Source organism: Burkholderia cepacia complex sp. TUM26381 (genome assembly GCF_057439935.1).
The window spans coordinates 3,101,756-3,120,384 of sequence record NZ_CM172007.1; the positions used below are offsets into that span (position 1 = coordinate 3,101,756).

The window sequence follows — 18,629 nt, forward strand, 5'->3', positions numbered from 1 at the left end:
CATGCACATTCCGCCTTACCGGAGACCGCTTCGATGAACCTGCAACGCTTCCCCCGTTATCCGCTGACGTTCGGCCCGACGCCGATCCAACCGCTCAAGCGCCTGAGCGCGCACCTCGGCGGCAAGGTCGAGCTGTATGCGAAGCGCGAGGACTGCAACAGCGGCCTCGCGTTCGGCGGCAACAAGACCCGCAAGCTCGAATACCTGATCCCGGACGCGCTCGCACAGGGCGCGGACACGCTGGTGTCGATCGGCGGCGTCCAGTCGAACCAGACCCGGCAGGTCGCGGCGGTCGCCGCGCATCTCGGCATGAAATGCGTGCTGGTGCAGGAGCACTGGGTCAACTATGAAGACCCCGTCTACGATCGCGTCGGCAACATCCAGCTGTCGCGCATGATGGGCGCCGACGTGCGGCTCGTCGCGGACGGTTTCGACATCGGCATTCGCCGGAGCTGGGAAGAAGCGATGGAAAGCGTGCGGCAGGCGGGCGGCAAGCCGTATCCGATTCCGGCCGGATGCTCCGAGCATCCGCTCGGCGGGCTCGGGTTCGTCGGCTTCGCGGAAGAGGTGCGCCAGCAGGAAGCCGAGCTCGGCTTCAAGTTCGACTACATCGTCGTGTGCTCGGTGACGGGCAGCACGCAGGCAGGCATGGTCGTCGGCTTCGCGGCCGACGGGCGCGCGGATCGCGTGATCGGCATCGACGCGTCCGCAACGCCGGAAAAAACGCATGCGCAGATCACGCGCATCGCACGGCATACCGCTGAAATCGTCGAACTCGGGCGTCGCATCGACGAGCGCGACGTCGTGCTCGACACGCGCTACGCGGGCCCCGAGTATGGGTTGCCGAATGACGGCACGCTCGAAGCGATCCGGCTGTGCGCGCGACTCGAAGGCGTGCTGACCGATCCGGTCTATGAAGGCAAGTCGATGCACGGGATGATCGACAAGGTGCGGCGCGGGGAATTCGAGCCGGGGTCGAAGGTGCTGTATGCGCACCTCGGTGGCGTGCCGGCGTTGAGTGCGTATTCGGAGATTTTCCGGCAGGGGTGATGGGGGCCGGGCGGAGGCGTGGTGCGCACCTGCGTCGCTCCTCCGTCGAACCGGTAAGACAGCCGCCCGGTTCGACTCCGCTCACCGCTCCGTCTCGTGCAATACCTTCATCTCGATGTCGCCGTAATACATCGTTCGCTCGGTCACATCGGACGGGCGAGTCTTCCACCACCATTTATAGAGGCCGAGCTTGAAGTAAGCGTTGCGATCGTTCGGATACGCGTTCGGGACACCCGTAACATGCACGACGCGTTCGCCGTTCCGGAAAACATCGGTCAGCGCGTCGACGCCTTGATCGTCCGCTCGATACCGCAGCCTCCACCAGACCGGCTTCCCGCGATCCGCCGACGGGTCGCCGAACGTAATGGATCGGCTCGGCATGCCCGGCACGCCGCGCACATCGACTTCGTACTTTCCGTTATTCAGCAGCAACGCAAACGGCGGTGATCCGTCGCTGCCGCCCTGATGCAACTGCGCGATGAGTTCCGGCTGTCCGGAATCGAACCGGTAGTCGGCGGGAATGACCGTCGACCAACGCACCTCGTAGTCGCGACCGTTGACGAAGCGAAACACCGGAGAGAAGCTGATCTCGGAACGTGGCGTGCCGCTCGCCACGCCGCTGAAGTCCTGCGAACGGCTCATCGTCACCCTCAACAGCGTGCCGTGAATACCGGAAATTTCGGCAGTGGTGATGTTCTGCGCCACCGGCGCCTGCAAACGAAGCCGCGAATCGATGCCACGCGCCCAGTCCGACCGATAAAAGCGCGCATCGTCATGCTTGCCACTTTCCGGACCTGCGCGGCAAACCGATGCAACGAGCGCGCATGCGGCAACGACGAATCTACCGCGCATTCGGCCCGCCTTTTCGCCGAAACAACCGCGATACATACGCGCGCGCCAGCATCGCCAGGAAGCGGCTATTGGTCCACAGATAGCGCTTCCACATCCGCCCCGGCTCCTGGATCACGCGAAACGCCCACTCCAACCCACTGCGCCGCATCCACATCGGCGCCCGCTTCACCTTCCCCGCCACCACGTCGAATGTCCCGCCCACGCCCATCACGAAATCGACGCCCAACTGCGATTTCCAGCGATTGATGAAGGTTTCCTTGCGCGGCGACGTGATCGCGACGAACAGCAGCCGCGCGCCCGACCGGCGGATGTCGTCCACGATGGCCTGTTCGTCGTCCCGGAAATAGCCGTGGTGATATCCGGCGACCGGCAGCCGCGGAAAGCGTGCCGCCGTCACCGCGACGACCCGCTCGACGACCTCCGGCGTTGCGCCGAGCAGATAGACCGGCAGCCCTTTCGCTTCGGCCAGCGCCAGCAGACGATCGAACAGATCCACGCCCGCGACGCGCTCCGGCACCGGGATGCCGAGCAGCCGCGCGCCCCAGACGACGCCCATGCCGTCGACGTTGACGATGTCGCATTCGCGGACCGACGCGGCGAGTTCCGCATCGCGCTGCAGGTTGACGATCTTCGCAACGTTGACGGCGACGTGCTGCGTGAATTGCCGTTTCTCGACTCGCGCGCCGATCCAGTCAACCGTCTCGTTCATCGACATCAGATGGATCGGGCATGAAAATATTTCGGCGCGGTTCATGGCAGGGCCTCGTTATCTTTTTTTGACATCCGGGGTATCGTCGACAATTCGGGGCGCCCCGCGCAGCGACGCGTACAGTGCCTTCAATTTCGCCGACACATCGGCGGAGAAGTAACCGAGCGCCGCAAGCTTCTCGCGCCCGTTGGATCGCGCGCCGTCCATCAACACATCCGCAACGCCGTTCGTGAGACGGCCCGCGTCGTGGCCGAACACCACCATGCCCGGCGACACGCCGTCGAGCAGTTGCCGCACGTTGCCGACATCGACCGATACGACCGGCAGATTGAGTGCCATCGCTTCCTTGACCGATTGCGGCGACCCTTCCCGGGTCGACGTCATCAGCAGGCACGCGGCACGCGCCAGCAGGTCGCGCACCTCGCAGCGATCGAGGCCGTCGATATGCCGCTCCTGCACCCGGATGCCGTGCTGTTCCGCGAGTTGCTGCAGCACTAGCGCAAACAGCGGATAGTTCTTCTCCCGACGCTTCGGCGACGACGGAAAGACAACGATCGGCACGGCGGATTTCATGAGCGCATCGTCGCGAGCCTCAGCGAAGACCTTCTCATTGACGGCACACGGAATCGTCACGCATCCGCGGCGCAGCCAGACCAGACGCGATGAAATTTCCGCACTCACGCCAATGCACGCATGCGCGAAGCAGGCCATCGATTTCGACAGCGCGCGCATCCAGAGCGGACCCAGGATGTCGGTGCCGTGGAACGTGATGACAACCCGCGCTTTCGTGAACAGCCGGACCAGCGGCGCGGAACACGCGCTCAGGCCGAAGTGGTAATGCACGATGTCGTACCGTCCCGCGCGAGCAGTCTTCCAGACCTGCCAGGCCGAGCGCAGGTATTCACGCTTGTCACCATGCCCCTCGATGACAAGCACATCGACCGTGCAACCGCCGGAACGCCGCAACGCCTCGACCTGCTCGGTCACGAACACGCCTTGCCAGGGACTTGCGCGGTTGCTGCCGAGATACATGTTCGTCACGACGAGAATATTCATGAGCGGACCTCCACCTCCCCGCCGCGCCGTACCGAGCCGACGCGCGGCCGCCCCCACGAAAACGCATACATCGTGAGAAGCGAGGAAAATACGTAAGACGGCGACACGAATGCCATCGAGAAGATGTTGTCGAAGCAGAACGCGCCGACGATGTAGAACCAGACGGCCGGCTTGCGCCGGCCTTGCCCGTATGCCAGGACGAACGCCAGCCACGCGATCGCGCCGAACACGCCCATCTCGACGAACAGGTGCGGGTAGAACGTGTCGGTGGTCTTCAACAGCCCGCCCAGCCCGTACCAATCGAAGTGATAGAGCGGGTAGAGCGGCGACGAGAACTTCACCGATGCCGGGCCGCCGAAGCTGCCCAGCCCTTCGCCGAGCAGATGGCCGTTGCGGATCGACTCGAACATCACGCGATAGGACTCGGCGCGCGCCGAATTGCCCGCGACGACGTAGAACAGGATCTTCGCCATGCCGACCTTCAACAGCGAATCCAGCACGCCCATCGCCATCAGCACGAGCATCGTGCCCGCGATGCCGGCAGCGGCCAGCCATGCGCGCATATCCCTGACGTTCCTCACGAACGGATAGAGCGCCAGCGCCGCGAACAGCTTGAACGAGAAGCCGAGCAACGCGAAGAACAGGAACCCCCACGACGCGATCGCCGCGCGACGGCCGGACCAGTGCCAGCGGCACAGCAGAAACGCACAAAAATTGATGAAGCTGAACTCCGAAAAGAACCCCATCCACCCTTGAGCACGCAGGAACAGTCCGGAGTCGATCCGCACCGGCATGAACAGCGGCAACCCGGTCGCATACGACACGTAGAAATACAGCTGGAACAGGTCGTTGCTCACGACCACAGCGATGAACGTTCTGAGCAGCACGTCGAGCCGGTCTCGGTACGGGAAGATCGCCACCGTGATCGCGACCGGAAAGAGGAAACGGACGAGTTCCTCGATCCCGGCACGGACGTTGAACGACAACAGCATCCCGATGCAGAGCGACACGGCGATGGGGAGCACGACGACGGCCAGCCGATGAAAGCGCGGGCGCAAGAGCATTGCCGCGAACACGAGGCCGAACGCGCCCATCTTGACGGCTTGCGAACGATCGTCGTCGAGCGTGAGCAGCGTGTCGCTGACGCAGAAGACGAAGTACGCGAGCGCCAGCAGTCCGGCGCCCACGTCGGCTACGCGCGACCGACGATGTGGCGCGATCGCCGGGAATCGGGCCGCCACGTTCATGAACGGGCCCCCGACGACGCCGGCACCGTTTTCAGATCGGCAACGTCCACCGCCCCGATCGAGCCTGCATAGGCCGCACACACCCGCCGCGCCTGCATCACGACGATCGCGTTCCGGATCAGCGTGACGATCACGGCTGACGCCAGCATGCAGAAGAACCCTGCGTCGCCGCCGATCGCGATGCTGCCGCCGAGCAGCGCGACGAACAGCGACGACGTGCCGATGTTGATCCGCGCGGTGATCGCGCTCTCCTCGAACGCCATCATCACGTTGCTGCTGACGACGCCGAGCACGCCCGCCGCGCACTGGATCGCCAGCAGCACGCCGCCCGCGAACACCACGTACACGCCGTCGCCGTCGAGCCCATAGCGGTAGGTCAGCCCCGCCACCATCGCAACGTTCGCGACGAGTACAACCAGATTCGACACGCCGATATTGCGCCGCATCGCGCCCAGCGTTGCGTCGAGCGGCGCCCTGTCCTTCTTCCGCTTCACGAGGTCCGGCAATTGCGCGATCGAAATGGCGCGCGGCAGCAGGTTGCCAACTGCGGTCACCGAAGCAAACAACGACAGCATTCCCGCGAACGACGCACCGCACATCGCCTTCGCCGCCGGCACCGTCACCAGCGCAACACCGCCGGACAGGAAATTGGTCAGCCCGAACTGCAGCCCCTTCACGTCGATGCGCATCGAGAACGCGCGACGACCGGGCACCCCGATCGCGGCAAACATCGCGACAGCCACCCCGACCAACGCAACGGCCAGGCACGACGACGCGGAATAGCCGTGGCGCATCCCGACCCATAGCATCGCGCACGAACCCGCGATCAGCATGCCGTCGAACGCGATCGTGATCCGGTAGCGGCGGTACGACACGAAAAAATGTCGCGCGAGCTGATACACGGCCCAACCCCACGTCAGCGCGACCACGCCGCCGAGATCGAACGCGGCGAGGCCGGTCGCGGACACCAGCACGCAGGCGACCGTGGCGGCCACGGCGGTCCATCCCGCCATCGACACCAGCGCGTAGAACGCGTCACGCGCCGCCTGCTTCCCGTCGGTTGCCGGTACGCGTACCAGAATCAGCGTCGCCCAGCCGATCGCCGTGAAGAAGCCGATCATCTGTGCGATCGACAGGTTGGACGCCGCCTGTCCGAGCTCGTCCAGCGAATAAATTCGCTGGACGAGCCAGAATGTCAGCACGCGATAAAGGCCGGGCGCGCCGGTGCAGACAAGCGCCTCGACACGGCCCTGCAGCTTTTTGGCGTCGGTATTCCGCAGCATGGCTTTCGCGCACCTACCTGTTACCCGCGCGCCAGCACGCCACGCGTGTCGATCACGACCTTGGTCTGCAGCCGCACCGGGTCCATGCGCCGAAACGACGCGTGGTCGACGAGGATCGCGATCACGTCGGCTTCGGCCAGCGCGGTGTTCAGGTCGCACAGCCGGGTCTGCGCTTCGAGCGACGCCGGCAACGCCGCGATGTTGGGTTCGACGACCAGCAGCGTCGCGCCGGCGTTCTCCGCCAGCGCTTCGACGATTTTCACTGCCGGGCTCTCGCGCAGATCGTCGATATCCGCCTTGAATGCAAGCCCGAGACACGCGATCACCGGGTCGCGGAACCGGCTCGCCGCCTGCCGCACGCGCTCGTAGACGAAGTGCGGCTGGTCGTCGTTCACGTGGCGCGCGGTACGGATCAACCGAGCGTGCTCCGGCGCCGAATCGACGATGAACCACGGATCGACCGCGATGCAATGGCCACCCACGCCCGGCCCCGGCTGCAGCACGCTGACACGCGGATGGCGGTTCGCCAGCCGGATCAGTTCCCAGACGTTGATGTCCAGCCGGTCGCAAATTACCGACAGCTCGTTCGCGAACGCGATGTTCACGTCGCGGAACGCATTCTCGGTCAGCTTGCACATTTCGGCCGTGCGCACATCGGTCAGGATGCATTCGCCTCGCACGAACACCTCGTACAGCGCCTGCGCACGCGTGCCGCATCTGCGCGTCATCCCGCCGATCACGCGGTCGTTCTCCACAAGCTCGCGCACGACATGGCCCGGCAGCACACGCTCGGGGCAATGCGCGATACGGATGTCCGAGCGCTCGCCGGCCTGTTGCGGGAATGTCAGGTCCGGGCGTTGCGCGGCGAGCCATGCGGCCAGTTTTTCGGTCGCGCCGACCGGCGAAGTCGACTCCAGCACCACCAGATCGCCCTTCTTCAGCACGGGCGCGATCGACCGGCCCGCGGCCTCGATGTAGCTCAGGTCCGGCTTGTTGCCGTCGGCAAACGGTGTCGGTACCGCGATCAGGAACGCATCGGCCGGCTCGGGCGCTCGCGTCGCGCGCAGGTAGCCTTGCGCCACGGCGGCATGCACGAGCATGTCCAGCTCGGGTTCGACGATATGGATTTCGCCGCGATTGATCGTGTCGACCGCGTGCTGCGATACGTCGACGCCGATCACGCTTTTACGGCGCGCAGCAAAGGCCGCCGCGGTGGGCAGGCCGATATAGCCCAGTCCGATGACGGAAACGGTTTCGAATGACATGAATGAGGTTCTCAGGACGTCGGGGGATTCAGCAGGGCGAGCCGGCCGGGAATGTCGGCCCCTGCGTCAGGACCGGCGGCGAGACCAGCAGATCCGCGATCCGCTCGCTGGCACGGCCGTCGCCATACGGGTTGTGCGCGCGGCTCATCGCGCGATAGGCGCGGCCGTCTTCCCACAGCTCGACCACCGCGCCGACCAGCTGGTCGACCCCGGTGCCGACAAGCCGCACCGTGCCGGCCGCGACGGCTTCCGGCCGCTCGGTGGTGTCGCGCATCACGAGCACCGGCTTGCCGAGCGACGGCGCCTCTTCCTGGATTCCGCCGGAGTCGGTCAGGATCAGCCATGCGCGGCTCATCAGATAGACGAACGGCAAATACGCCTGCGGCTCGATCAGCACGACGTTGCCGATATCGCCGAGCAGCCGCAGGACGGGTTCGCGCACGTTCGGATTCAGGTGCATCGGGTAGACGATGCGGCACTCCGGATAGCGCTTCGCGATGGTCGCGATCGCTTCGCACATCTGCTCGAACCCGCGTCCGAAGTTCTCGCGGCGGTGGCCGGTCACGAGGATCATGCGCCGCTCGTCGTCGACGAACGGGAACCGCTCGTGCATCTGCCGCACCAGTGCCCGGTCGTGCTCGAGGCGCCCGGTGATCGTCAGCAATGCGTCGATCACGGTGTTGCCGGTCACATGCACGCGATCGGCTTCGACGCCTTCGGCCAGCAGGTTCGCCCGTGAGGTTTCGGTGGGCGCGAAGTGATGCAGCGCGAGCGCGCCCGTCACCTTCCGGTTCGCCTCTTCCGGCCACGGCGAGTACAGGTCGCCGGTGCGCAGCCCGGCTTCCACGTGACCGACCGGAATGCGCCGGTAGTACGCCGCGAGCGTCGCGCCGAGCGTCGTGGTCGTATCGCCGTGCACAAGCACGAGATCGGGACGGAACGATGCCAGCACCGGGTCGAGCGCATTGAGAATGTGCCCGGTCAGGCTGCCGAGCGTCTGCCCGGCGCGCATCAGGTCGAGATCGAAATCCGGCACGATGCCGAACAGGTCGAGCACCTGATCGAGCATCTGGCGATGCTGGGCCGTCACGCAGACACCGCATCGCACGCCTTCGCGGGCACGCAGCGCGTGGACGAGCGGCGCCATCTTGATGGCTTCCGGGCGCGTGCCGAACGTAACGAGGATGTTTTCGTGGCGATGAGTCATCGGATTCTCCATCGGCGGATCACGCGCGATCCACAGCGGTTTGCACATCGGCGCCGTCATACGCATACGCGCCGTAGTTGCCGTACCGAGCGGAGCGCAGCCCCGGCCGGAAGCCGTTGAACACGACCGCCGTCGGTCGCACGCCGACGCGTTCGATCCGCTTCACCGATTCCAGCAGCTCGCCCGAGGTCGTCACGCCGGCGCGCGCCGCGAGCAGGATCGTGTCCGCGTGCGCGGCCAGCACGACCGCGTCCGTCACCGGCAACAGCGGCGGCGCGTCGACCAGCACGACGTCGTAATCGCGCGCAGCTTGCGTCAGCAGCGCCGGCAGACGATTCGACGACAGCAGCTCGACAGGCCGGTCGGTACGCGGCCCGGACGGCAGCAGGTCGACGTTCGGCGCGACGTCGCGCACGATGGCGTCGGCGGCGCTCACGCCGCCGCGAAGGACGCTCGACAGGCCGATACGCGGCTGCATGCCGAAGCGCGTCGCCAGTTCGCCGCGACGCAGGTCGCCGTCGATCAGCAGCACGCGCTTGCCCGACCGTCCGAGCAGCGCGGCCGTGTTGGCCGACACGAACGATTTCCCGACTCCCGCGGAAGGTCCGGTGATCAGCACGCGGTTGCCCTCGGGCCGGTCCAGCAACTGGAACCGCAGTGCCGTGCACAGGCTCTGCAGCGCCTCGACAGCGGGCTCCCCCGGTCGCGCCAGCGCCAGAACCGTTGCTCCGCCTGCCGCGGCGCAGCGCTGCGCGACCCGGCGTTGAGCAGCACTGTGTGGAATCGTCGCCATCACGTTCAGGTTCGTCTCTCGCTCGATCTCCGCCGGATCGGTCACGCCGCCGAACAACACCGCGCGGCCGATGACGGCGCACGTGCCGAGCACGAGCCCCACCAGCGCGGCAATCGCGGCGACCAGCACCGGCTTCGGACGCACGGGCTCGTCCGGCACGATCGCCCGGTCGATCACGCGCACGTTGCCGATCTTGCTCGCGGTCGCCACGCGAAGCTGCTGGATGCTGTTCAGCAAGCCGACATAGATCTCCGTTTGCACGGTCGCGTCGCGGCGCAGGCGCACGACGTTCTGCTGCGCGTCCGGCAAGCGCCGGATCGTGTCGTTGATCGTCCCGATCTGCGCCTTGGCGGCGGCAATCTGCCGGTCGACCGCCGCGAGCTCCGGGTGCGCCGGCGTCAGCGTTGACGCCAGCGCCAGCCGCTTCTGTTCGAGCTCGAACAGCGACGTCTGCGCGGCGGTCGATTGCGTCAGCATCGCCTTTGCCTGTTCGGTCAGGTCCACGATTTCATGGCGGGCCTGGTATGCATTGAGGCGATCTTCGGCCGCGCGCAACTGCCGCTCCACGGTCGGGATCTGGTCGCTCAGGAACGCCAGCGACTTCTCGGCGGTAGCCGCCTTGCGGTTCGCGTTCTGCCGCACGTAGTTGTCGGCGATCGCATTCAGCACAGTGGCCGCGCGCACCGGATCATGGCTTTCGTACGACACGCCGATCACGCCGGACTGATCCTTGCCGCGGTTCGCTATCGTCAGTTGCTTCTGCAGTTCGGCGAGCACGACCTGCTTCGAATCGGCCTTCACGACGAACTGCGCGCCCGCCGCGGCTTCGATGCCGGCCACCTGCAGCGTCACGTCGCCGGCGCCCGTCTTCACGCGCAGCAGTTCGCCGGTCGCGCCTTCCACATCGCGATCGAGATCGCCGCCGGACAGGCGATAGCGCCCGTGGCCCAGCGTCGTGACGATGAATGCGTGCTCCACGAAGTCGCGCGGCACGTCGAAAGTCGGAACATCGATGCGCTCGCTGCCCCAGACGAATCCGCCGATCCCGAAGAGGCCAGGTGCCGACTGCCCGCGATTGAAGCGCGCGACGATGGAGCCGATCACGGGCACACGGCGCGGACGCGCTTCGATGTGCAGATGCTGGCCGTCGACGACCGGTTCGGTCACGAGCCGCGAGCGGATGATTTCCATCTCGCCGTCGTCGGTCGACTTCACGTTGAACAACGCGCCGAGGCCGCCGACGAGCCCGCCTTCCGCCGTGCTGCGCAGGTCCGAGCTGCCGCTTTCCACCTGCACGACGATGTCTGCCTTGTAGACCGGCTTCGCGACGAACGCACAACCGGCGCCGAGCGCCGCACACGTCACCGTGACCGCGACGATGCGGCCCGCGTGCCGGATCAGCACGTCGAGGAGGCCGCGGACGTCGAGTTCATCGGCGTCGCGTAAATGAGGTTGGCGTAGGTTCGATGCATTCATTTGAGGTTCACTGCGATTGTTCCGGCGCATCCACGCCGGTATCCGGACACTGCGGCCGGTTCGGTTCCAACGTCGCGATCCGCGCAGCCCAATCGGCAACGCCGTGCTCGATCAGCTTCGTCGCATAGTCGTAGACGTAGCGGCTACGGCGATACGGATCCGGAACGTCGGTCTGGTAGCGCTCGGTAAGGCGATACACACGGCCGCGCGTCATCGGGTACGTCCGTTCGATCAGTCGGCGATGCGCGCTCTCCATGACCAGGATCAGGTCTGCCCACTGGCAGGTCCGGTCACCGATGCGCCGGGCCCGATGCGCGGAAAGGTCGAAACCGCGCGCGGTCAGCAACTCGTTCATCACGGGGTCGACCACCGTCCCGTCGATCGCCGCGACGCCGGCCGACTGCACCGTGCGCCCGAGCAGCGCATGCGACAACAGCGCCTGTGCGGCCGGGCTGCGGCATACGTTGCCGGTGCACACCACCAGGATCCGCTGCATCATTTCGTGACGATCGCGGCAGTCAGGCCCGCGTTGATGGCCGGCAGCAGCTGCGCGAGCACGCGGCCAAAGCGCGCCAGCTTCGTGCTGTCGACGTACACGACGTCGCGCGGCTGCAGCTCGAATTCATCGGCGAGCACCATCGACACCGGCGAGCTGCCATCCAGATGAAACACCTGCGCCTGACGGTCCGCGCCGGCGCGAATCACGTAGGTTTGCTTCGGATCGGCCGTTCCCTGGTTCACGCTGCCGGCCTGCGACAGCGCGTCGGCCAGCGTGAGCCGGCCGTTGCGCAGCGGCAGCGCCGTCATCGGCTTGTTGACCTCGCCCATCACGTACACGCCGAACTGGTCGCGCGCGGCGACCTGCAGCAGGTCGCCGTTGCGCAGCACGATGCGCGACGGATCGAAGCGCTCGCGAATCAGCGCCGGCAGATCGACCGGATAGGCGGTACCGGCACGCACGAGCGTCATCCGGCTCTGGTCGGCATCGGCCGTGAAGCCCCCCGCGCGCCCAACGGCCTCGAGCAGCGTCATCGGCACGTCGTTGAGCGGTTGCGCGCCCGGCGCACGGACCTCGCCGTCGACATAGACGCGATTCCCGCGATACGACGCGACCCGCACCGTCACCTGCGGCGCAACGAACCACTTCGAGAGCCGCGCACGCAGCGCCGCCTGAATCCCGCTCGTACTCATACCGGCAACGTGCAGTTCACCCACGTACGGAAACGACACGCTTCCGGCCTGATCGACGACGAAGCCCGCCGGCGGATCGGCGGGGCGTACCTGCTGATTGCCCGGATTGCCCTGTGCCGCGGCCAGCTCGGGGTGATCCCACACGGTGATCTGCAGCACGTCGCCCGCGTCGACCACGTAGGGCGCCGGCTTGGCGAAAAGCGCCGCGCGCGTGCGTTCGCCCTGTGTGCGCGCGTCGCGCCGCTGGGCTGCGATCAGCGCGCCGTCGATCGGCCCGATCGGCACCTGCGCCGCTTCGCGCGGCGCAGGCTCACGTTGCGACTGATCGAGCAGGGCCGCATCGATGCGATGCATCGACACCGTCACGCCACCGTCATGCGTCCGCGCGAGACCGGCATCCTGCCGCGTATCGTTCGCGAGGTTCATGTGCATGCCAGGCTCGACTGCGCAAGCGGACAGCAGCATGACGGGCAACCCCGTCAGCACCGATCGCAGGCGTGGCGCCCTTGAGCGCGACCATTTTCCAGTTTCCATTTCCGTTATCCAGACCGCGTGCGGCGACGCGTCGTTCAATAGGCATTGCGATGCGTGAATCCGCACAGAACGGTGGCCGCCACAATCCGCACGTCCAGCGCAAACGACCAGTTGTTCAGGTAATAGAGATCGTGTTCGACCCGCTTCTGCATCTTCTCGACGCGATCCGTTTCGCCTCGATATCCGTTGACCTGGGCCCAGCCCGTGATGCCCGGCTTGATCCGGTAGCGCTGGATGTAGCCGTCGACGAGAGGCTGGTAGAAGCGGTCATGCTCCACCGCATGCGGGCGCGGCCCGACCACCGACATGTCGCCCTTCAGCACATTGAAGAACTGCGGTAGTTCGTCGAGGCTCGTGCGCCGCAACAGCGCGCCGATGCGCGTGACGCGCGGGTCGCCTTGCGTCGCCTGCCTGACCTCGCCCTGTTCGCCCGCATCGTGCCGGTGCATCGTCCGGAATTTGTAGATCGTGAAGATGCGCCCGTAGGCGCCTCGGCGCTGCTGCCGGAACAGCACCGGCCCCGGCGACGACCCCTTCACCGCGATCGCGATGAGGGCCATCAACGGTGCGATCGCGACCAGCGCCAGGCCGGCGAATGCACGATCGAACATCGCCTTGCCTGCCAGCGCCCGCGCCGATAGCGGCGACGCGACGAGATCGAGCGCATGACCGCGATTCGCCCGATGCGGATGAAGCGGCGTCATGCCGGTCAGGTCCGGCATGAAGCGGATGTCCACCAGATCCTCTGCGAACGCACGAACGATCTCGCCGACGCGATCGGCCGCCGACAGCGGCAGCACGATCCAGACTTCCCCGATGTGGGCGCGGCGCACGCTATCGACAAACGCGGCCAGATCGCGATGGACTTCCGGTTCATCCGGGCCGACCGGCGACGAACCGGACATATCGAAGATCGCGGCCACCTGGAACGGACTGCCCGCTTCCCGTGCGTCGGGACGGGTGACCGCCCGACAGCGTTCGCGATATCCGGCGAGCGCAATCGGCTTGCGCCGGAGATGCCGAGCCGCCGCGCGAACGCCCAGCCATCGCCTCAATGCCTGCGACGCGGCGAGCGCAACCGCCGACAGCGCAAACCAGCCGATCACCCACCCGAGCGCCACCTCGGACTGCTCGTCGAGCGTGGTGACGCAAACCGTACCGACACACAACGCGACGGCCAGGCCGGCCGGGGCCAGCCATACGCGGTGCCGCGGTGCGCCGCGTCCTGGATCGCCGTACAGACCGAGCAGCGAGAACAAGGCCAGCGCACAAACGATCGAGATGGCGATCTGCACGGAGTCGGCTCGCGCGTACGACGAGCCGCCGAGCCAGCTTCTCGCCGCCCATGCGGTAGCGACAAGCAGGCCGGCGTCCACCAGCCCGAACCGGTAAACCTTCCTGCGCGCGACGGAGACGTATCTGGCGTGGTTCAACGAAGACATAACCCTGATCGATCACCCGTCACAATCGAGCGACGACAGGACAGCAACGTGCCTACACGCCGCACACGTCATGCCGGAACGAATCGATGATCGAGTGTAGAGCGATTCCTGAAAATTATTTAGCGATACGAATCTTTTTTCATGGATGCTGGCTAACCGCCAAACTTCATGAACCGTCAAATTTCAAACTCCGGTGACAGGATCGGCACACCCCGGATGGACTGCCGCCTGCGGCTTGCCGGCGAGCTCAATGCTGACCGAGACGAAGCAAACCCGAATATTGCCTGCACGATCTTCCGGTTTAAATCGGTCACGTCCCAAAACGTCATAAATAAGGACGAGTCTTGTCCGATTTTTCGATGAAGTGCATTTACGTACCTGACGGATTGATGGTGGTCAATGATCGACCGAGCCCTGCAATGTGTGTCCGCCCGCCTTCGCGCAACGACCTGCGGATGAACATCGCCGCGACGCACCGCTCGTCCGCTGCCGTGCCTGCCGGCACGCCTGGTTCGGGAACACGGGTTGCAGATTCGTTTCCGGCCGAAATGGCAACATCTGCAGCGCCCACCGAAATTGCGCGTGCCGAGGCGATCACGCATTCGCGCGAGTACTTGCCCGATTTCGAAGTGTGCGGCCCTTTCGCGATATCCCAGAGATCGTCAACGGGTCGGTGCGGATGCATAGGATCGACCCATGCTCTTTGATCCGGGACGGGATAGACATCTCGACCGCCGCATTCCTGCACCGATGATCTCGATCGCGGCTTTGCGTTGCGCGACGGCAATCCGGATCCGGATACGTTGCTCAACGGCATGCTCGACGCGATCCGCCCGCGTACGTGGCTAGAGAGCGCACCGACCGTTCTGGTTTGCGACGGAAGCGATGCAAGAAATGACCGACACGGTGCCGCGCGGGGAATTCGAGCCGGGGTCGAAGGTGCTGTATGCGCAGTCGGGCGGGGTGCCGGCTTCGAGCGCGTATGCGGAGATCTTCAGGAACGGCTAACGGCGGCCAGCATCACACCGGCGCGCCGTCAACGCGCATCGCCGCCGCGGCACGCCGGCTGCCCTGGAATCTCCACGACGCGCCCTTGCAGCATCCTAGGCACGCCCGGGTAGACATTGAAGCGCTCGACCGCGCGCCCGTCGACCCGGGCGCCTTTCACCTCGTAGCGCACGTTTCCCGCGGCCGTCAGGCGGGCGCCGGATGCGTCGCACGCGACGGACAATTTTTCTTCCGGGTGAGCGGGCAACTGACGGACCAGCGCGCTGAACCCCAGATTGACGACGACGTTGCCGACAGCCTTCTGCTGCTCCGTGCCCAACACCTTGATTTCCGGCCTGACGTCCAGCCGGTAGACCGTCTCCGCATCGACCGGACTCAACGGCTTCAGCACGATGGTCTTGGTCTGCCCGGGCCCGAGGCTCAACCTGAACGGCGACGCGTAGAGCGTCGGCCTGGCCGCGTTGCCTACTGGCTCGAGTTTTTCCTCGTCCAGCGGCACACCCGGATTGAGCAGGCGCGACAGTGAAATGGTCACGTACTCGGCGCGGCCGCCGTTGTTCATGACCTGCACCGTGGCTGTGTCCGAGCCGATCGACATCTCTTTCGGCAACACATCGATTGTGGCCCCGGCGTGATCGGGGCCAAATGTGGCGATCATCGTCACGAGCAGGAAAAGAAAAGGGCGCATTTTCACGGCTTCGCCACGAGCGGTTCGAAGACCAGCGACAAGGTGCCCGTATACGTCCCCGCCGTGCTCTTGAAATCGCCCACCGGCGGATAGGCGGAAACAGCGAGGTTGTAATAGCCCTCGGAGTCGACGTTAGGCAACGGCGCCGCCGGGTTCTGGAAATCGACGCCGTGCCCGACGACGAGCGGCTTGCGCTCGGCGCCTTCGGCGCCGAGACTGACCGCCGGCGACCGGAAGACCACGGCTGGCTTCGCCTGGTTCCTGATGTCCAGCGGTTCGTCCATCCGGACCCGGAACCGTCCCGTCGTCGATACGACACGCAGCCGCGCCTGCACTTCGTAGGCCGTATCCCAGCCGCCGAGTTGCTGCATCGTCAGACCGCTGCCGAACCAGCCGCCCTTGTCGTCGGTCACGATCAGGTTGTCCGCGCGCACCACGCGAGCCGTGACCTTGCTCACGGTCTTGCCCTTGATCTCCTGCGCCGCCGCGCACATCGGCAGGCAAGCCGACGCCGCAAGCAGGCAACCCCAGATGTGCTGCTTCATTCAGACTCCTAGGTTTTGGTCATGACCGTGAACGACAGCACATCGCTGTAGTCGCCGGGCTCGGTGGACATCTCCACCGACGTCTTGAACGTCGGAATGAAACAGGTGCGCATCGCCTTGTTCAGTCTCACGCCCGCACTGCCCGTGTTCGGCAACGGGAACCGTTCGGTGCCGCTGTCGAGCGTCAGGCTGTACGGAATGCTCTGGGCCGGCTGGCGAACGTTCCGAAGCAGATAGCGATTTCCGGCGACGCCGTTTGCGCTCGTCGCGTCGATGACGAAATTCCGGAAGCCGTCTTCGCCCATATAGGTAAAGCACAGCTGATCCGCGGGCTTGGCGAGCGTGACTTCATGTTCGCCCCGCTGCAGTTCGCCGAGGTCCCAGTCCGGAGCGGCCATGTCGACGGTGACGATAGGCGGCGGCTTGGGCGGCCGGATTCCAGGATCGATCTTGCGACACGAGCCGCCCCCCAAGTCGCTGACATAAAGCGCCTGGTAATCAAAGACCCAGCCGCTCTGCGTGCTGTTGCCGGCGCCCACGCCGACTGCGGGCCAGTCCTTGATCTTCGCGTCGTTGATCAGAATCCGGACAGTGACGTCCCGGAAACCTCCGAAATCCCACCCAGGAACAGGACCGGCCACGGTGCCTCCGTCATAAATCCGAGCCGTGTAGACAGCTCCGGCACGCGTGTGGTAAGTGCCATTCATCGTCACCAATGTGGCCGCCGCCGCCTGAGGGCCTGGATCCGGCTTCCCGGTGCTGTCGTACGTATATACCCGCACGAGCCTGGAGGTGAACCAGCTATCTGGCCGGAACGCTCCCGACGGGTCCTTGCCCAGTGCGTCTCTAATCGGTAGGTAAAAGACATTCAGCTCGATCGTGCTGGTTCCGTCACCGTTGCTCCTCCATGTGCATTTGGTGAAGGAGCCCATGACGTTTCCAAACTCGAGCGCCGCCGACGCACCACGCGAGAACAAGGCAAGTGCCAACGCCAATGCCAATGCACCGGATTGCCGCCACCTCGCCATTCCGATTACCCCAATCACTCTTTTCATGTCGCTCCAGTCATGTTGCAGTCTCTCGTCACAACGAACCTGTTCGCATTCCTGCCTATTCCTTCCCGGTCGCGCGCTGGTATATCACCACGCCGTACCCGATCTTGACGAACAGCGGCGCCGCCGCGCCCTCGCGCTCGCCACCTTCGACGCGTACCCGCTCGTTCGGCCGAAACGTGACCCGCCATACCTGGGGCCGTGACGGCACACTCAGTTCTTTCAGCACCATCCTGTACCGCTGCCCCGGTGCGAGCGAGAGCCGGCCGGGCAGCACCAGCAAGCTCGGCCGTGCCACTTCGGCAATCGGCACCCGCCGCTCCGGCGCCTCTCCCGGATTGGTCAGCAGGTGCTGCTCGACATCCAGGTAGAGCGGCGTATCACCGACGTTCTCGACATACAGTTCGCCCGGTGGCCGGCCCGGCTCCAGCGTCAGTTCCACACGCGACAGCTTCAGCACGCCGGCGGCCACGCTGCTGCCCGCACACGCCAGCCCTGCCAGCATGCCCATCGCCATCCGGGCGCGGCGGGTCGTCACGGACACTGCAGTGTCCGAGGTTTGTCGTCGACCCGCAGCGTCATCCGCTTCGTGGCGAACCGCTGCGGCGTGCCCGGAAACACGGCGACGGTTTGCGCGGCAGGCGCCTGGTCGTATGTCACGTCCGTGAAGACCTGTCGCACGTTGCCGGTGTTTTCGAGCGTCAACCCGCCGCCGTCACACCGATGCGCCCATCCGCTGCGCTGCTTTCCCGGAGGCGGCATCAGCCGGACGAGCACGCCGTATCCGACGGAAACCGACATCGGCGCGGTGATCTTGTCTTGCGGCGCATCGTCCACCTTCAGCGATTTCACCGGCACGATGTACAGCCGGTACAGCTCCTCGTTCCCGGGCTCCGCAAGCGACTTCAGCGAGATCGAGCGATCCTGGTTCGGCCCGAGCGTCAGTTTGTCGGGGCTCGCGAGGATGCCCGGATGCGGCAGATCGCCGAGCGCTACCTTCGTTTCGGGCGTCATGCCCGGATTCGTGACCTTCTGCACGGAAACGGACAGATAAAGCGGCGCATCGCCGAGGTTGCGCACCGTCACTTTCTGCTCGTGCCCATCGAATACCTTGACGGTGGCCGGCATCACCATCAGTTCGCCTTCCGCGTGTGCCGAAAGCGCGGTTGCCAGCCACAGGACGCCCGCTGCGATGCGTGCGATTCGCCATTTCCGATTCATGTGTCCATCC

At 65.5% G+C, this 18,629-nt stretch carries 19 protein-coding genes; 2 read left to right on the forward strand and 17 right to left on the reverse strand.

The window, feature by feature from the left end:
- The first annotated feature begins 33 nt into the window (after positions 1 to 33).
- A complete protein-coding gene (locus ACWMMN_RS30705) occupies positions 34 to 1,050 on the forward strand; it encodes a 1-aminocyclopropane-1-carboxylate deaminase (protein WP_340625421.1) in 1,017 nt (338 codons plus the stop codon).
- Between the two features lie 81 nt (positions 1,051 to 1,131).
- On the opposite strand, the gene ACWMMN_RS30710 is transcribed toward ACWMMN_RS30705, so the two are convergent.
- From ACWMMN_RS30710 to ACWMMN_RS30765, 12 genes are all read right to left on the reverse strand, one after another.
- Positions 1,132 to 1,902 (reverse strand): heparin lyase I family protein, encoded by a 771-nt coding sequence (locus tag ACWMMN_RS30710; protein ID WP_486423584.1) that lies wholly within the window; start codon positions 1,900 to 1,902, stop codon positions 1,132 to 1,134.
- The gene (locus ACWMMN_RS30715) at positions 1,892 to 2,617 is read right to left on the reverse strand and encodes a WecB/TagA/CpsF family glycosyltransferase (RefSeq protein ID WP_342705639.1); all 726 of its coding nucleotides are present in this window, start codon (positions 2,615 to 2,617) and stop codon (positions 1,892 to 1,894) included. The genes ACWMMN_RS30710 and ACWMMN_RS30715 overlap by 11 nt, the downstream gene beginning before the upstream one ends.
- A 51-nt stretch (positions 2,618 to 2,668) precedes the next feature.
- Positions 2,669 to 3,667: a glycosyltransferase gene (locus ACWMMN_RS30720; protein ID WP_486423585.1), complete on the reverse strand. Its 999-nt coding sequence runs from the start codon at positions 3,665 to 3,667 to the stop codon at positions 2,669 to 2,671.
- Positions 3,664 to 4,854 (reverse strand): hypothetical protein, encoded by a 1,191-nt coding sequence (locus ACWMMN_RS30725; protein ID WP_340625425.1) that lies wholly within the window; start codon positions 4,852 to 4,854, stop codon positions 3,664 to 3,666. Before ACWMMN_RS30725 ends, ACWMMN_RS30720 begins: the two co-directional genes overlap by 4 nt.
- A gap of 56 nt (positions 4,855 to 4,910) precedes the next feature.
- Positions 4,911 to 6,197: a hypothetical protein gene (locus ACWMMN_RS30730; RefSeq protein WP_486423586.1), complete on the reverse strand. Its 1,287-nt coding sequence runs from the start codon at positions 6,195 to 6,197 to the stop codon at positions 4,911 to 4,913.
- Positions 6,198 to 6,217: 20 nt separating this feature from the next.
- Positions 6,218 to 7,462 carry a UDP-N-acetyl-D-mannosamine dehydrogenase gene (gene wecC / locus ACWMMN_RS30735; protein WP_486423587.1) on the reverse strand — a complete coding sequence of 415 codons (1,245 nt, stop codon included), beginning with the start codon at positions 7,460 to 7,462 and terminating at the stop codon, positions 6,218 to 6,220.
- A 28-nt stretch (positions 7,463 to 7,490) separates the two neighbouring features.
- Positions 7,491 to 8,669 (reverse strand): non-hydrolyzing UDP-N-acetylglucosamine 2-epimerase, encoded by a 1,179-nt coding sequence (gene wecB, locus ACWMMN_RS30740; protein ID WP_059240840.1) that lies wholly within the window; start codon positions 8,667 to 8,669, stop codon positions 7,491 to 7,493.
- 19 nt (positions 8,670 to 8,688) lie between these two features.
- On the reverse strand, positions 8,689 to 10,938 hold the full coding sequence (locus tag ACWMMN_RS30745) for a polysaccharide biosynthesis tyrosine autokinase (protein ID WP_486423588.1): 2,250 nt from the start codon (positions 10,936 to 10,938) through the stop codon (positions 8,689 to 8,691).
- A gap of 7 nt (positions 10,939 to 10,945) precedes the next feature.
- Positions 10,946 to 11,437: a low molecular weight protein-tyrosine-phosphatase gene (locus ACWMMN_RS30750; protein ID WP_256086888.1), complete on the reverse strand. Its 492-nt coding sequence runs from the start codon at positions 11,435 to 11,437 to the stop codon at positions 10,946 to 10,948.
- A complete protein-coding gene (locus ACWMMN_RS30755) occupies positions 11,434 to 12,594 on the reverse strand; it encodes a polysaccharide biosynthesis/export family protein (protein ID WP_486423589.1) in 1,161 nt (386 codons plus the stop codon). Before ACWMMN_RS30755 ends, ACWMMN_RS30750 begins: the two co-directional genes overlap by 4 nt.
- A 104-nt stretch (positions 12,595 to 12,698) precedes the next feature.
- Complete coding sequence (locus ACWMMN_RS30760; RefSeq protein WP_486423590.1) at positions 12,699 to 14,096, reverse strand: undecaprenyl-phosphate glucose phosphotransferase; 1,398 nt, start codon at positions 14,094 to 14,096, stop codon at positions 12,699 to 12,701.
- 379 nt (positions 14,097 to 14,475) lie between these two features.
- Positions 14,476 to 14,916 (reverse strand): hypothetical protein, encoded by a 441-nt coding sequence (locus ACWMMN_RS30765; RefSeq protein ID WP_486423591.1) that lies wholly within the window; start codon positions 14,914 to 14,916, stop codon positions 14,476 to 14,478.
- A gap of 74 nt (positions 14,917 to 14,990) precedes the next feature.
- Here ACWMMN_RS30765 and ACWMMN_RS30770 point away from each other — a divergent pair, with 74 nt between their 5' ends.
- The gene (locus ACWMMN_RS30770; RefSeq protein ID WP_486423592.1) at positions 14,991 to 15,113 is read left to right on the forward strand and encodes a hypothetical protein; all 123 of its coding nucleotides are present in this window, start codon (positions 14,991 to 14,993) and stop codon (positions 15,111 to 15,113) included.
- A 28-nt stretch (positions 15,114 to 15,141) separates the two neighbouring features.
- On the opposite strand, the gene ACWMMN_RS30775 is transcribed toward ACWMMN_RS30770, so the two are convergent.
- The 5 genes from ACWMMN_RS30775 to ACWMMN_RS30795 are packed head-to-tail and all read right to left on the reverse strand — an operon-like array spanning position 15,142 to position 18,619.
- A complete protein-coding gene (locus tag ACWMMN_RS30775) occupies positions 15,142 to 15,801 on the reverse strand; it encodes a hypothetical protein (RefSeq protein ID WP_486424109.1) in 660 nt (219 codons plus the stop codon).
- A gap of 2 nt (positions 15,802 to 15,803) precedes the next feature.
- On the reverse strand, positions 15,804 to 16,346 hold the full coding sequence (locus ACWMMN_RS30780) for a hypothetical protein (RefSeq protein ID WP_059237852.1): 543 nt from the start codon (positions 16,344 to 16,346) through the stop codon (positions 15,804 to 15,806).
- 8 nt (positions 16,347 to 16,354) lie between these two features.
- Positions 16,355 to 17,401: a hypothetical protein gene (locus ACWMMN_RS30785; RefSeq protein WP_342705631.1), complete on the reverse strand. Its 1,047-nt coding sequence runs from the start codon at positions 17,399 to 17,401 to the stop codon at positions 16,355 to 16,357.
- Between the two features lie 55 nt (positions 17,402 to 17,456).
- Positions 17,457 to 17,915: a hypothetical protein gene (locus ACWMMN_RS30790; RefSeq protein ID WP_340625757.1), complete on the reverse strand. Its 459-nt coding sequence runs from the start codon at positions 17,913 to 17,915 to the stop codon at positions 17,457 to 17,459.
- A gap of 17 nt (positions 17,916 to 17,932) precedes the next feature.
- Positions 17,933 to 18,619: a pilus assembly protein gene (locus ACWMMN_RS30795; RefSeq protein WP_342705630.1), complete on the reverse strand. Its 687-nt coding sequence runs from the start codon at positions 18,617 to 18,619 to the stop codon at positions 17,933 to 17,935.
- Positions 18,620 to 18,629 lie beyond the last annotated feature (10 nt).